The organism is Massilia sp. Root335 (assembly GCF_001425685.1).
Classification (GTDB): Bacteria; Pseudomonadota; Gammaproteobacteria; order Burkholderiales; family Burkholderiaceae_D; genus Telluria; species Telluria luteola.
On record NZ_LMCY01000004.1, the window covers coordinates 37,263 to 50,800 of the forward strand.

A 13,538-nucleotide genomic window follows, 5' to 3' on the forward strand; every position below is an offset into this window, starting at 1 on the left:
TAACGTTCACAAAACCTAAAACAGACGAGACACCCATGTTCACCAAGATCCTCATCGCCAACCGTGGCGAAATCGCCTGCCGGGTCGCCACCACCGCGCGCCGCCTGGGCGTCAAGACCGTTGCCGTCTATTCGGAAGCCGACGCCGGCGCCAGGCACGTGGCGGTCTGCGATGAAGCGATCCTGCTCGGCCCCGCCGCCGCCAAGGACAGCTATCTGCGCGGCGACAAGATCATCGCCGCGGCGAAAGCCACCGGCGCGCAGGCGATCCACCCGGGCTACGGCTTCCTGTCCGAGAACGCGGAATTCGCGGAGGCCTGCGCGGCCGCGGGTCTCGTGTTCATCGGCCCGCCGGGATCGTCGATGCGCGCGATGGGATCGAAATCCGCCGCCAAGCAGCTGATGGAAGGCGCCGGCGTGCCGCTCGTGCCGGGCTACCACGGCGATGCGCAGGACCCCGAGCTGCTGCAGGCGGAAGCGAACCGCATCGGCTATCCGGTGCTGTTGAAGGCCAGCGCCGGCGGCGGCGGCAAGGGCATGCGCGTCGTCGAGCGCTCCGAGGATTTCCAGGCCGCGCTCGCGTCGTGCAAGCGCGAAGCCATGTCGTCGTTCGGTGACGACAAGGTGCTCGTCGAAAAATACCTCACGCGGCCGCGCCACATCGAGATCCAGGTGTTCGCGGATTCGCTCGGCAACTGCGTCTACCTGCACGAGCGCGACTGCTCCGTGCAGCGCCGCCATCAAAAGGTGCTGGAAGAAGCACCGGCGCCGGGCATGCCGCCCGATCGCCGCGCCGCGATGGGCGAGGCGGCCGTGGCGGCCGCGCGCGCCGTCGGCTATGTCGGCGCGGGCACGGTCGAATTCATCGCCAACCAGGACGGCACGTTCTACTTCATGGAGATGAATACCCGGCTGCAGGTGGAACACCCGGTCACCGAGATGATCACGGGCACGGACCTCGTCGAGTGGCAGCTGCGCGTGGCGGCCGGCCAGCCGCTGCCGAAGCAGCAGCACGAACTCGCGATCCACGGCCACGCCATCGAAGCGCGCGTCTATGCGGAGAATCCGGAGAAGGGTTTCCTGCCGTCGATCGGCACCCTGCGCTGCATGGACACCCCGAGCCACGTCGCGTTCGAACTGGGCGGCATTGGTGGCATTGGTGGCATTCCTGCCGGCGTGCGCATCGATTCCGGCGTGCGCGCGGGCGATGCGATTTCGCCGTTCTACGATCCGATGATCGCCAAGCTGATCGTGTGGGGCGCGGACCGCGCGCAGGCGCTGGCGCGCATGGCGCAGGCGCTGTCCGAATTCCACATCGTCGGCCTCGCGACCAATATCGCGTTCCTGAAACGCCTCGTCGAGGGCGATGCCTTTGCGCACGCGGACCTGGACACGGGCCTGATCGAGCGGAACACCGCGACCCTGTTCCCGCCGGCGGGCCCGGCGCCGCTGGCCGCGCTGGCGCTGGCGGCCGTCGCCCTCGTCTCCGCGGAAACGCCGGCGAGCGCCAACCCGGCCGACCCGTGGACCGGCACGCACGGCTGGCGCATGAACGGCACGTATCGCCGCCGCCTGGCGTTCGGCGACGAGTACGCGGCCACGACCCAGGCCAAGGTCTATGCAATCGACATGACCTATCATCCGCACGGTTGGACGCTCGACGCGGACGGCAAGCCGCACCCGCTGGCGCTCGTGGCGCGGCACGACGGCCACTACGCCATCCGCCTGGACGGCCAGGCGATCCAGGGCACGGTGCGGCGCGACGGCGAGGCGCTGCACGTCTTCACGGGCGGCCTGCACCACGTGCTTGCCTGGAACGACCCGCTCGCGCATGCGGGCGAGCACGAAACGGCGGACGGCCGCCTGACGGCGCCGATGCCGGGCAAGGTGGTGGCGGTGATCGCAGCGAGCGGACAGCACGTCAGGAAGGGCGAGCCGCTCGTGATCATGGAAGCGATGAAGATGGAACACACGATTGCCGCGCCGAGCGACGGCCTGGTCGAGGAAGTCTTGTACCAGGTCGGCGATCAGGTCGCGGATGGGGCGCCGCTGCTGGCGTTCAAGGCCGCGGCGTAATGGCGGGCACGCGTGGGCACGGGGTGCCCACCCTACGTGGTGTTGTGGCATTCGTGGGCCCGGCGTGATGCCGTAGGGTGGGCGGCCTCCGCCCACCACACGTGACCGAACCCGCCGCATCAAACAACCAACGAGACAGCAAACGCAATCCATAAAAAATATCAGGAGACGACTATGCGGATACTGCTGTACCGGGGCGACGGCGTCATCGAGCCGTGGGTCCGTGATTTTTCCGATGCACTGCCGCACGCCGACATCGTCGTGTGGCACGAGAACATGTCGCTGGCGTCGCAGTCGCCTTGCGATTACGCCGTGGTGTGGGCGCCGACGCCGCGCCTGCTCGACCAGCTTGCCCACGTGAAGGCCATCCTCCTGATGGGCGCCGGCGTCGACGCGCTGCTGAAATTCGGCGACGCGCTGCCGCCGGTCCCGATCGTCCGCCTGGGCGATGCGGGCATGGCCGAGCAGATGGCGGAGTACGTGGCGTATGCGACCTTGCGCTACTTCCGCCGCTTCGACGACTACGAGCAGCAGGCGCGCCAGGGCATCTGGAACCCGCTCGAAACACGCCGCCGCAAGGCCGATTTCACGGTTGGCGTGCTGGGTCTCGGCAGGCTCGGGATGCCCGTGCTGCGCACGATGCGCCAGCTCGGGTTTCCCGTGCGCGGCTGGAGCCGCTCGGAGCGCGACCTGCCCGGCGTCGCGTGCTACGCGGGCATGGCGTCGCTCGACGACTTCCTGTCCGGCACGCAGGTCCTCGTCTGCATGCTGCCGCTCACGCCCGAGACGACGAACCTGCTCGACCGCGCACGCCTGTCGCAGCTGCCGCAAGGCGCTTACCTGATCAACGTGGCGCGCGGCGCCCAGGTGGCCGAGCCGGACCTGATGGCGCTGATCCGCTCGGGCCACATCGCGGGCGCCACGCTGGACGTGTTCCGCAACGAACCGCTGCCGGCCCCGCATCCGTTCTGGAACGAGCCGCGCATTACCATCACGCCGCACATCTCGGCCCTCACCCTGCGCGCGGAAGCGGTGCACCAGATCGCCGCCAAGATCGGGAAGCTGGAACGGGGCGAGACCATCGACGACATCGTCGACCGCACCCTCGGCTACTAGGAATCCATCATGCAAAGCCAACTACCGCAACAAGTCAAGATCGTCGAAGTCGGCCCGCGCGACGGGCTGCAAAATGAAAAGGAAGCGGTGTCCTCCGCGGTCAAGATCGAACTGGTCGACCGCCTGTCGCGCGCAGGCTTCCGCAACATCGAGGCGGCGTCGTTCGTGTCGCCGAAATGGGTGCCGCAGATGGCGACCAGCCGCGAGGTCATGGCCGGCATCGCACGCCGCCCCGGCACTCTGTATTCCGCGCTGACGCCGAACATGCAGGGCTTCGAGGCCGCGCTGGCGGCCAAGGCCGACGAAGTCGTGATCTTCGGCTCCGCATCGGAAGCGTTCTCGCAGCGGAACATCAACTGCTCGATCGCGGAATCCATCGCGCGCTTCGAGTCCGTCGCGCAGGCGGCCAAGGCGCACGGCCTGCGCCTGCGCGGCAGCATCAGTTGCGCGTTCGGCTGCCCGTACCAGGGCGACGTGCCGCTGGACGCCGTCGCCGACGTCGTGGGCCGCATGCGCGACCTGGGTTGCGACGAGATCGACATCGCCGACACGATCGGCGTATCGACCCCGCACAAGACGCAGGCCGTGATGGAAACGGCGGCGCGCGCCTTCGCGCTGGAGCGCATCTCCGGCCACTTCCACGACACCTACGGACAGGCGCTCGCCAACATCTACGCCAGCCTGGAAGTGGGCGTCGCGATCTTCCACTCGTCCGTGTCGGGCCTGGGCGGCTGTCCGTACGCGAAGGGCGCGACGGGCAATGTGGCGACCGAGGACGTGGTCTACATGCTGAACGGCCTGGGAATCGAGACGGGTATCGACCTGGATCTGGTCGTGGATGCGGGGCAGTTCATCTCGCAGCAGCTGGGACGCAAGGGCGCGAGCCGGGCCGGCAACGCGTTGCTGGCGAAACGGGCACATTGACGCGTGGGTGGGCATTTGAGGCCGGGGGCCTCAAATGAAACGTGCCCACCACGACGTTTGCGCACCGCATGCGCTTGGTGGGCGGAAATGAAAAAGGCCGACGATTTCTCGTCGGCCTTCTTGATATACTGGTCGGAGTACAAGGATTCGAACCTTGGACCCTCTGGTCCCAAACCAGATGCGCTACCGGGCTGCGCTACACTCCGAAGACAGCCATCATACCGTCCCGGTGCCCTTCCGGTCAAGGAAAGCGCGGGTGTCCGTGGTTTTCTCACAGGCCAGCAGGTGAAGACGTGACGTTTGCACTCGACTCTTTCGACCACGGCGGCTTCCGTCCCGCCCTTCCCGACCGCAGGCAATCGACCCGCATCGCGGCCGGCATCGCGCTGTCGCTGGCCGCCCACGCGCTGCTGCTCGCGGTCTACCGCCAGCCCGCGACGACGCTGCCTGCATCGCCGCCGGAACGCCTGACGATCCGCCTGCAGGCCGCGCCGCCGCCCGCCGACGTGAAGCCGGTCGAGGCGCCGCCGGTGCCGCGTGCGCCGCGTCGCGCCAGGAAAACCCGTCCCGTGATCGCCGTGGCGCCGGAACAGCGCCAGTCGACCGGGGAAACCTATGCCGTCGAGCCCGCGCCGGCTACGCCCGCGCCGCCGGCCGCGCCCGCGACGACGGCGCGGCACTTCGACCTCGACGCCGCCCGCAGCATGGCGCGCGGCATGGCGACGAAGCTGGCCAACGAACCCGATCCGGACAAGGTGGGCACGGCGCTCGAACGCCTGCCCAAGCCGGCGCTGCAAACGGAAAACAAGTTCGAACGGGCGATCAAGGGCGCCAAGCGGGCGGATTGCAAGGATGGCGTGCCCGGCGGCCTGCTGGCGCCGATCTTCCTGGCGCTGGACAAGAAGGACAGCGGGTGCAAGTGGTAGCGGCCAGCGTCAATATGGCAAGCGCACCCGAACATCCAACCACGTCGTTCCCGCGCAGGCGGGAATCCAAGTAGTTTGCGGTACGCTGGCGTAAATTAGGTTCCCGCCTTCGCGGTAACGACGGTGTTTTCCGTTGCGAGTTATTCCTCGCCCTTGATCTGCAACGCCCTTTCATACAAGGCGTTCTTTTTCTTCCCCGTGATCTGCGCCGCCAGCGCCGCCGCCTGCTTCACCGAACATTCTTCCAGCAGGATGCGCAGCACGCGCTCGGTCTCCACGTCGCCCTCGTCGTCGTCCGTCCGCGCGCCTTCGACCAGCACGACGAATTCGCCGCGCTCGCGGTTGGCGTCGGCCTTGACCCACGCCAGCGCATCGCTCAGCGGGCAGCGGTGGATTTCCTCGAACAATTTCGTGAGTTCGCGGGCAAAGACCACCTGGCGCGCCGGCTCGAAGGCAGCAACCAGGGATTCCACACAGTCCGTGATGCGATGCGGCGCCTCATACAACACGAGCGTCGCCGGCACGGCCTTGAGCGCGGCCAGTTCCGCTTCGCGCTGCTTCGCCTTCGCGGGCAGGAAGCCGACAAAATAGAAACGGTCGTTCACCAGGCCGCTCGCGGACAGCGCCGCGACGGCGGCCGACGAACCGGGCACCGGCACGACGTTCAGGCCGGCGGCGCGCACGGCGTCGACGATGCGCGCGCCCGGGTCGGACACGGCCGGCGTGCCGGCATCCGACACGAGCGCCACGCGCTCGCCCGCGCGCAGGCGCGTGACGAGTTTTTCGGCGACCTCGCGTTCGTTGTGCTGGTGCGCGGCGATCATCTGTTTGTTCAGGCCGAAACGCGTCAGCAGGGCGCCCGTCTTGCGCGTGTCCTCGCAGGCGACGACGTCGGCCAGCAGCAGCACGTGCAGCGCGCGCAGCGTGATGTCGGTGACGTTGCCGATGGGTGTGGCCACCACGTAAAGCGTTGCGCTAGGATAGGACTGCTGGGCGGCCTCGCCCATGACGGGCAGTTGGGCGATCTGACTGGACTGGGTTTCTGTCATGTTGGGGAATCGGATGCGGATGAACATTCTCGAGGCGCTGGTCGCCCGGCTGGCCTGGCTGCTCGTGTTGATGAGCGTGGGCGGCCATGCCCAGGCCGGCGCGCCGTGCGCCGGGCCGCAGCGATTGTGCGCGTCCGTGGACACAAACACAAGGGCGCACGCCCCCTTGCTCGCCATGCTGGACGATCCCGCCATCCAGCCGCGGCCGCTTAAGCCGCAGACGAACGAGCCGTCCCCGCCGCCCCCGCCATCCGACACACCCATCCGCATCGCGCTGCTGCTGCCGCTGCGGTCCAGTACCCTCGCACCGGCCGCGGAGGCCGTGCGCGCCGGCTTCATGGCCGGCATGGAACGCGACGGCACCGGATTCAAGGCCGAGGTCGTCCCGACGGGCGACGCGCCGCGCGACGTGCTCGACGCCTACGCGCGCGCGGCGGTGGCCAGCGACGTCATCGTCGGGCCGCTGGCGCGCGCCGCCGTCGCCGCGCTGGCCGACAGCGATGCCGTCACGCGGCCGACCGTCGTGCTGAGCGTGCCGGAAGGACGGCCGGCGGTGCCGCGGCTGATGCTCGTGGCCGGCCTGTCGGTCGAGGACGAGGCGCGCCAGGTGGCGGAATGGGCCGCGCGCGAGCATCCGCATGGCCGCGCCCTGGTCCTGACGGGCGGCGCGGCCTGGGCGCAGCGGGCGGCCGGCGCGTTCGAGGCGCGCTGGACCCGGCTGGGGCACACGAACCAGCGCTTCGCCGTGCCGTCCGGGGAAGGCGGCAAGGCCGCCCTCGACGAACTCAGGCAGAAACTGGAGATCGACCCGCCCGACCTGCTGTTCGCCGCGCTCGACGGCGCCGGACTGCGTCCCGTACGCGCCCTGGCCGGCGCCGCGATCCCCTGCTACGGCGGCGGCGCGGCCAATCCGGGGCGGCCGGCGCAAGACGACCTGTCCGGCTCGTCCGGCCTGTCCGGCCTCGACGGCGTGCGTATCCTCGACCTGCCGTGGATCGTGCTGCCGGACCACCCGGTCGTGATGGTCTATCCGCGCCCGCTGCATACGGAACAGGCGCCCGACATGGACCGTCTGTACGCGCTCGGCATCGACGCCTTCCGCGTGGCGCGCGAGCTGGCGCTGCGCGGCGGCGCGCCGTTCGGCATCGACGGCGTCACCGGCCGGCTCGACGTCATGCCTGGCCCCGGCGGCCAGCTCCAGTTGCGCCGGGTCGAGGCGGCCGTGGTCGTCCGCGACGGCGCGTTCGCGCCCGTGGACAGGGAGCGCTGACATGTGGCCGACCCGCCTGTCGCGCACGCAGGAACAGGGGCGGCAATGGGAAGATGTGGCGCTGGCGTATCTTGGGCGCCACGGTCTCGTCCTGGTGGAAGCGAATTTCCGCTGCAAGCCGGGAGAAATCGACCTGATCCTGCGCGACGGCACCACGCTCGTGTTCGTCGAAGTACGCCAGCGCGCGGCCGACGCCCAGGTCAGCGCGGCGGCCAGCATCGGCCCGGCGAAGATCCGCCGCATCATCCGCGCCGCCCAGGTCTATTTACAGCGTTTCGACCGCTTGCCGCCTTGCCGCATCGATGTCGTCGCCATCGATGGAGAACGTATCGAATGGATAAGGAACGCCATTGAAGTGTAAGCATTTTTTGCTGGCCTTGATCGCCGGGCATTGCCACTGCACTATAATCTTCGACCATGAATACTCAACGCATCCTCGCCCACTTCCAGGAAAGCGCCGAACTCAAGATGAAGTCGGCGGCCCTCCTCGCACAACCGATTTCCCAAGCGATTGAGCTGATGTTCAATGCGCTTTCCAACGGCAACAAGGTTCTCGCCTGCGGCAACGGCGGCTCGGCCGGCGATGCCCAGCACTTCGCCGCCGAACTGGTCGGCCGCTTCGAGCGCGAGCGCTTCCCGCTGCCGGGCATCGCGCTGACCACCGACACGTCGATCATCACGGCCGTCGGCAACGACTACAGTTTCAAGGAAATCTTCAGCAAGCAGGTGCAGGCGTTCGGCCAGGCCGGCGACATCCTGCTGGCGATTTCCACGTCCGGCAATTCGGCCAACGTGCTGGCCGCCGTCGAAGCCGCGCTGGAACGCGAAATGCGCGTCGTCGCCATGACCGGCAAGGATGGCGGCCAGCTGGGGAAGATGCTGACCGACGCCGACGTCCACATCAACGTGCCGCACGCGCGCACCGCCCGCATCCAGGAAGTGCATCTGGTCGCGATCCACAGTATCTGCGACGGCCTCGACGTCGCCCTGTTCGGAGAAGAAGATGCAAATTAATGCCGGCGCCCTGCTGCGTCCCATGTCGAAGGCCGTGCTGTGCGTGGCCCTGCTGTCGTCCCTGCAAGGCTGCGTCGCGCTCGTGGCCGGTGCCGCCGTCAGCGGCGCCGTCGCGACGGCCGACCGCCGCACGCTGGGCGCGCAGACCGAGGACAAGGGCATCGAACTGAAAGCCGCGACCCATATGGGCGACATCGTCGGCGACGCCGGCCACGTCAACGTCAACAGCTACAACCGCAAGGTGCTGCTGACCGGCGAAGTGCGCGACGAGGCGATGAAGCGCGCGGTCGAGAACGAGGTCCGCGGCATCACCAATGTCGACTCCGTGATCAACGAACTGCAGATCGCCGGCCCGTCGAGCTATACGTCGCGCGCCAGCGACGCCCTCATCACCAGCAAGGTCAAGCTCAGCCTGGCGGACAAGAAGACCGTCTCGGCCACCTCGTTCCAGGTCGTGACCGAGAGCGGCACCGTCTACCTGATGGGCCTCGTGACCCAGCGCGAAGGCAATATCGCCGCCGACGTGGCCCAGGGCGTGTCCGGCGTCATGCGCGTGGTGAAAATGTTCGAATACATCAGCGAAGAAGACCTGCGCTCGATGCAACCGCCGCAACAGCAACAACCCGAGCCCCGCGGCACGTCGTAAGGCGCAGGCTTATAATCGTGACGTCGCCTGATGGGCATTGCAGGATGAGCTAACCATGACCGCTTCCTCTTCCACGATCGCCGACGCCGGGACCGGCGCCACGAAACGCGCCTGGATCAAGCCGGCCGCCATCGGCGCGGCCGTGCTGGCGATCGCCGGCATCGGCTTCGCCACGTTCAGCCAGCAGCAGCAGGCGCCGGACGTCACGTTCATTTCCATCGACGGCCAGAAGATCAGCTCACACGATCTGCGCGGCAAGGTCGTGATGGTCAATTTCTGGGCCACGTCCTGCGCCACGTGCGTGAAGGAAATGCCGCAGATGGTCGAGACGTACAACAAGTTCAAGAAGGACGGCCTGGAATTCGTCGCCGTGGCGATGAGCTACGATCCGCCGAACTATGTCCTGAACTACACCGAGACGCGCAAGCTGCCGTTCAAGGTGGCCCTCGATTCCGGCGGCGACCTGGCCAAGCAGTTCGGCGACGTCAACATGACGCCCACCACCTTTGTCATCGGCAAGGATGGCAAGATTCTCAAGCGGTATCTGGGCGAGCCGGATTTTGCATCGCTGCACGCGTTGCTGCAGAAATCGTTGAAATCGTAGGGTGGGCGGCCCTCCGCCTACGTTCGCGTACTGCATACATACGCGTGGGCACGGGGTGCCCACCCTACCGCTTTTGGTTCGCGCGCACCGCTGACCTCCCGCAAACCTTGATCCGCTGTTCGGCCCAAGCTTGACGCCGGCAAAGGAGGCAAGGATGCGCAAGCTGATCACGTACGCCCTCATCCCGGGCCTGCTGGCGGCGGCAGGCTGCAGCACTGTCGATACCGGTCTGCGCAACACCGTGGTGTTGCATTACCAGCATGTTGCCAACGTCCACCGGATCGATTTTACGAACCCCGTCGCGCTGCCGAACCGCGCGCCCGTGGAGGCCTTGCTGCCGCTGGATTCGCACGGCTTCTGGGCCGTGTTCGTGCTGTGCGCCCTGGACGTCACGGGCGCCAGCATCCCGAGCTTTTATTTCGACGTCGACCGTATGCGCGTCCAGTACGGCGACCGCCGCTACGGACCGCTGCGGCCGTACACGCTGCGGCTGGACGATACGGCCGACATCAACAGCCGCTTCGACACGCCGGCCCTCGCCGATGCGATCGCGGCCGAGATCCAGCGCGGTCCCTCCAGCCAGGTCTTCCGGCACGGCTATTACGGGCACCTGGATTACCGCTTCGCCATCTACATCCCGCGCGCGCTGCCCGACTATTCCGGCGACCAATTGAGCTTGCGCTACGAAGGCGGCCAGACGCTGGCGCTGGGCAACGATTATTCGCCCGCCGACGTCACCTCCGCCGGCCCGCATGGATCAGGCGTCGCCGCGCACTGCCGGCCGTGACGGTGCGCCGCCCCGCCGGGCCCGGTGCTAACATGGCCCTTTGGGCTCATCAAGACAATCACCATGCTGCCAGATGCCGAAGTTGTCGCGCGCCTGTGCCTGGCGGCCCTGCTGGGCGGGGCGATCGGGTTCGAACGCGAACGCCTGTCCTGGGCGGCCGGGCTGCGAACCCACATGCTCGTCTGCGTCAGTGCCTGCCTGATCATGATCGTCTCGGCCTATGGCTTCAACGACGTGCTGGCCCACGACCACGTTTCGCTCGACCCGTCGCGCGTGGCGGCCCAGGTCGTGTCCGGCATCGGCTTCCTTGGCGCGGGGTCGATCCTGCTGCGCGGCGACGTCGTGCGCGGCCTCACGACGGCGGCCAGCCTGTGGTCGGTGGCGGCCGTCGGCCTGGCAGTGGGCGGCGGGATGTATGTGGCGGCCGCGGCGGGCACGGCCATCATGCTGTTCATCCTGGCCGCCATGAAGCCGCTGGAACAACGCTATTTCTCGTCCCGGCAACGACGCGAGCTGGTGCTGTCGGCCGAACACGGCCGGCTCACGCTGCACGTGCTGGAAAAGGAACTGGGCCCGGTGACCAATCGCATCGGCACATTCATCGTCCAGCAAAACGAAGAAGGGACGCCGACGGACGACGTGATCATCGCCTTTTCGCGCATGTCCGAATCGGAATTCACCGCACTGCTCGACCGCCTGCGCGCGATCCCGGGCGTATTAAAGGTCGACGCGAAGATCCGCCCCGACCGGCGCATGCGCTGACGCCGCGCGCAGTGGCGTAAGCTGACGCCATCGACACGGAGGCGATCATGAACACCACCACCGAAACATTGACGGTCGAGCAGGCCTACCGTGCCATGCTGGCCTTCCTCGCGCGCGAAGTCGAGTTGACGGAATGCAGCGACCTGGCCGACCTGCTGGCCGGCTACCGGCTCGATGGCGCCGGCCGGACGAGCGATCCGGCCCTGTGGGACGAGTGGATGGAAGCCGTCGAGAAGGCGCGCACGCACAAGCCCGACTGAAACGGCCGCGCCGGCGTTACCAGCGCCCTCTTTCCCTCTTCGACTGGCGCTTGCGCGTCGCCGCGTTCTGCTGCTGCAACAGCGCATCGACGCGCTCGGACGCTTCGCGCGCCAGGGTCTGCGCTTCCTCGATGCTGGGGAAGAATTCCGGCATGCGGTAGCCGAGCCAGGCATAGGCCGAGTACATGCGGCACGTGTCCTCGACTTCCTGCAGGTTTTGCCAGAACAATTCTTGCGGATGGGGTTGGAGCTTGCACACCTTTCGTTTCGCCAGCGACTGCGCCCAGTGCGTCCACGCGCTTTCCAGCGTCGGCACCTTGGTCGAAATCGGCACGAGCGACATCGTGAATTTTTCCGCAACGCTCAGGTCGAGCGTATCGAGCCATTCGGCGCGCCCGTTCTGTTCTTCCGTGATGCGCGGATAAAAAAAGCCGTCCGGCACGTCGATGTTGTGCACGAACCGTTTCAAGAGTTTTACCAGCGACGTCTCGCCCGTCACCGACGAGATGCGGTGCAATTGCTCCAGCGACGGCGCCACGGCAAAACCGCTGGCCGGTACGGGCGGGATCTTTTCCTTCATCAAGGAACGCATGACGTCGTGCGTGTCGTCGTCGTAGCCGGCGACGAAACCTTCCTCGTGCACGCCGTAGCGCCCGGCGCGGCCGGCGATCTGCTTGGCGAGCGCGGCCGAGATTTCTTCTTCCTCGACACCGTTGTACTTGACGGCCGTCGTCATGACGATGCGCTGGATCGGCATGTTCAGGCCCATCGCGAGGGCGTCCGTGCCGACGACGATGTCGGCCTGGCCCTCGCGGAACCGCTCGGCCTGGGCGCGCCGCACTTCCGGAGACAGATTGCCGTAGACGGTGGCGACCGACAAACCCATTTCCGTGATCATGTCGCGCCACATCAGCACCTCGCGCCGCGAGAACGCGATGACGGCGTCGCCGCGCTTCAGATTCCGCAGCTTGCGCACGGCGCCCGGTTCCATCGACAGCGGCGCCTTGCGTTTTAACACGTGCACTTCGAGCGGGCATTCCAGGCGCTCGGCCAGCGCCTCGATCGCGCGGCGCGCTTCCGGCGCCCCGACGAGATACACGGTCGACGCCGGCGCGCCGCACACGGCCGCCGTCCACGCGGCGCCGCGGTCGCGGTCGGCCAGCATCTGGATCTCGTCGATCACCGCCACTTGCACGGGCGTCTTCGTGTCCAGCATCTCGACGGTGCTGGCCACGTGCGTCGCGCCTTCGGCCAGGCGGCGTTCCTCGCCCGTGATCAGGCTGACCTTGACCTTGCCGCCGTCGGCGCGCACCGCGTTTTGCAGGCGCTCGTAGTTTTCCAGCGCCAGCAGGCGCAGCGGGGCCAGGTAGACGCCGCTGTCGGCCTGCGCCAGGTGTTCCATCGCGCGGTGCGTCTTGCCGGAATTGGTCGGCCCCAGCAGCGCGACGAAACGGCGCGCCATCTTGCGGGCCACGTCGAACGACGCCGGGTATTCGGCCAGGTTGATGCTTTCCTTGGTGCGCGCGGCGTGGCGTTCTTCCTGCTCGCGCTCGATGGCGTGCAGCAGGCGCTGGCGGATGCGGTCGAACACGAATTCGGCCGGCTCGGACGTCTCCAGCTCTGCCAGCACGTGCAGGAACAGCATCGGGTCGACGCCGAATTCGTCGGCCTGGTCGGCGATCTCGCGCACGAATTCCTCGACCTCCTGGTTCAGGTCGTCGACGGCGTCGCGCGTGGCGCGTTCCTCGACGAGCGCACGCCGCGCCGTCACCTCCATCTTGCGCCACTTGCTCGGCTTGGCCAGCACGCCGCGCGCCGGCACGAGGCGGTAGTCGACGTGCAGCCCCTCCACGCGCACGGCGCCGGCAAAGCGCAGGAAGACGCGGCCTTCCATCTTGACCAGTTCCACGCCGCGCGCGGACAGGTTCAGTTCACGTTCGAGGAAGGCGTCGTCGTCCTGGGTGTCGTCGGCGGCGGGGGGAAAACGGGAGTGGTGTTCGCTCATGTTCCTGGATGCACGGGCTGATCGATGGGATCAATATAACGTCGGTGACGCGGGGACACCGTTCGGCAAGCCACGTGCAATGAAAAAATCGGTAGCATAA

Annotated in this window: 14 protein-coding genes and 1 tRNA gene; 12 read left to right on the top strand and 3 right to left on the bottom strand. The window is 67.4% G+C overall.

The window, feature by feature from the left end:
• Window positions 1–35 precede the first annotated feature (35 nt).
• The 3 genes from ASC93_RS03405 to ASC93_RS03415 all read left to right on the top strand — a co-directional run bounded on the left by ASC93_RS03405 (window position 36) and on the right by ASC93_RS03415 (window position 4,115).
• Window positions 36–2,075, top strand: a complete 2,040-nt coding sequence (locus ASC93_RS03405; protein ID WP_056437082.1) for an acetyl/propionyl/methylcrotonyl-CoA carboxylase subunit alpha — start codon at window positions 36–38, stop codon at window positions 2,073–2,075.
• A 174-nt stretch (window positions 2,076–2,249) separates the two neighbouring features.
• Window positions 2,250–3,191, top strand: coding sequence for a glyoxylate/hydroxypyruvate reductase A (locus tag ASC93_RS03410; RefSeq protein ID WP_056437085.1), 942 nt, complete (start codon window positions 2,250–2,252; stop codon window positions 3,189–3,191).
• 9 nt (window positions 3,192–3,200) lie between these two features.
• Entirely contained in the window at window positions 3,201–4,115 is a 915-nt protein-coding gene (locus tag ASC93_RS03415; RefSeq protein WP_056437088.1) for a hydroxymethylglutaryl-CoA lyase, read from the top strand.
• A 129-nt stretch (window positions 4,116–4,244) separates the two neighbouring features.
• Here the strand turns inward: ASC93_RS03415 and ASC93_RS03420 are convergent.
• Window positions 4,245–4,321, bottom strand: a tRNA-Pro gene (locus ASC93_RS03420).
• Window positions 4,322–4,408: 87 nt separating this feature from the next.
• Between ASC93_RS03420 and ASC93_RS03425 the strand changes: the two genes are divergently transcribed.
• Window positions 4,409–5,041, top strand: a complete 633-nt coding sequence (locus tag ASC93_RS03425) for a hypothetical protein (RefSeq protein WP_056437091.1) — start codon at window positions 4,409–4,411, stop codon at window positions 5,039–5,041.
• Window positions 5,042–5,181: 140 nt separating this feature from the next.
• Here the strand turns inward: ASC93_RS03425 and rsmI are convergent, their stop codons facing one another.
• A complete protein-coding gene (rsmI, locus tag ASC93_RS03430) occupies window positions 5,182–6,090 on the bottom strand; it encodes a 16S rRNA (cytidine(1402)-2'-O)-methyltransferase (RefSeq protein WP_056437547.1) in 909 nt (302 codons plus the stop codon).
• Window positions 6,091–6,109: 19 nt separating this feature from the next.
• Between rsmI and ASC93_RS03435 the strand changes: the two genes are divergently transcribed.
• The 8 genes from ASC93_RS03435 to ASC93_RS03470 all read left to right on the top strand — a co-directional run bounded on the left by ASC93_RS03435 (window position 6,110) and on the right by ASC93_RS03470 (window position 11,433).
• On the top strand, window positions 6,110–7,360 hold the full coding sequence (locus ASC93_RS03435; protein ID WP_056437093.1) for a penicillin-binding protein activator: 1,251 nt from the start codon (window positions 6,110–6,112) through the stop codon (window positions 7,358–7,360).
• Window position 7,361: 1 nt separating this feature from the next.
• Window positions 7,362–7,721, top strand: a complete 360-nt coding sequence (locus tag ASC93_RS03440) for a YraN family protein (protein WP_056437096.1) — start codon at window positions 7,362–7,364, stop codon at window positions 7,719–7,721.
• A gap of 56 nt (window positions 7,722–7,777) precedes the next feature.
• Window positions 7,778–8,374 (top strand): phosphoheptose isomerase, encoded by a 597-nt coding sequence (locus ASC93_RS03445; RefSeq protein ID WP_056437099.1) that lies wholly within the window; start codon window positions 7,778–7,780, stop codon window positions 8,372–8,374.
• Window positions 8,364–9,020 (top strand): BON domain-containing protein, encoded by a 657-nt coding sequence (locus ASC93_RS03450; RefSeq protein WP_056437103.1) that lies wholly within the window; start codon window positions 8,364–8,366, stop codon window positions 9,018–9,020. Before ASC93_RS03445 ends, ASC93_RS03450 begins: the two co-directional genes overlap by 11 nt.
• A 55-nt stretch (window positions 9,021–9,075) precedes the next feature.
• On the top strand, window positions 9,076–9,624 hold the full coding sequence (locus ASC93_RS03455) for a peroxiredoxin (protein ID WP_056437106.1): 549 nt from the start codon (window positions 9,076–9,078) through the stop codon (window positions 9,622–9,624).
• A 154-nt stretch (window positions 9,625–9,778) separates the two neighbouring features.
• The gene (locus tag ASC93_RS03460) at window positions 9,779–10,411 is read left to right on the top strand and encodes a hypothetical protein (RefSeq protein ID WP_056437110.1); all 633 of its coding nucleotides are present in this window, start codon (window positions 9,779–9,781) and stop codon (window positions 10,409–10,411) included.
• Window positions 10,412–10,474: 63 nt separating this feature from the next.
• Entirely contained in the window at window positions 10,475–11,173 is a 699-nt protein-coding gene (locus ASC93_RS03465) for an MgtC/SapB family protein (RefSeq protein WP_056437112.1), read from the top strand.
• A gap of 47 nt (window positions 11,174–11,220) precedes the next feature.
• Entirely contained in the window at window positions 11,221–11,433 is a 213-nt protein-coding gene (locus ASC93_RS03470; protein WP_056437115.1) for a hypothetical protein, read from the top strand.
• A 16-nt stretch (window positions 11,434–11,449) separates the two neighbouring features.
• Here ASC93_RS03470 and ASC93_RS03475 read toward each other — a convergent pair whose 3' ends face one another.
• A complete protein-coding gene (locus ASC93_RS03475; RefSeq protein ID WP_056437118.1) occupies window positions 11,450–13,438 on the bottom strand; it encodes a helicase-related protein in 1,989 nt (662 codons plus the stop codon).
• Window positions 13,439–13,538: the final 100 nt, after the last annotated feature.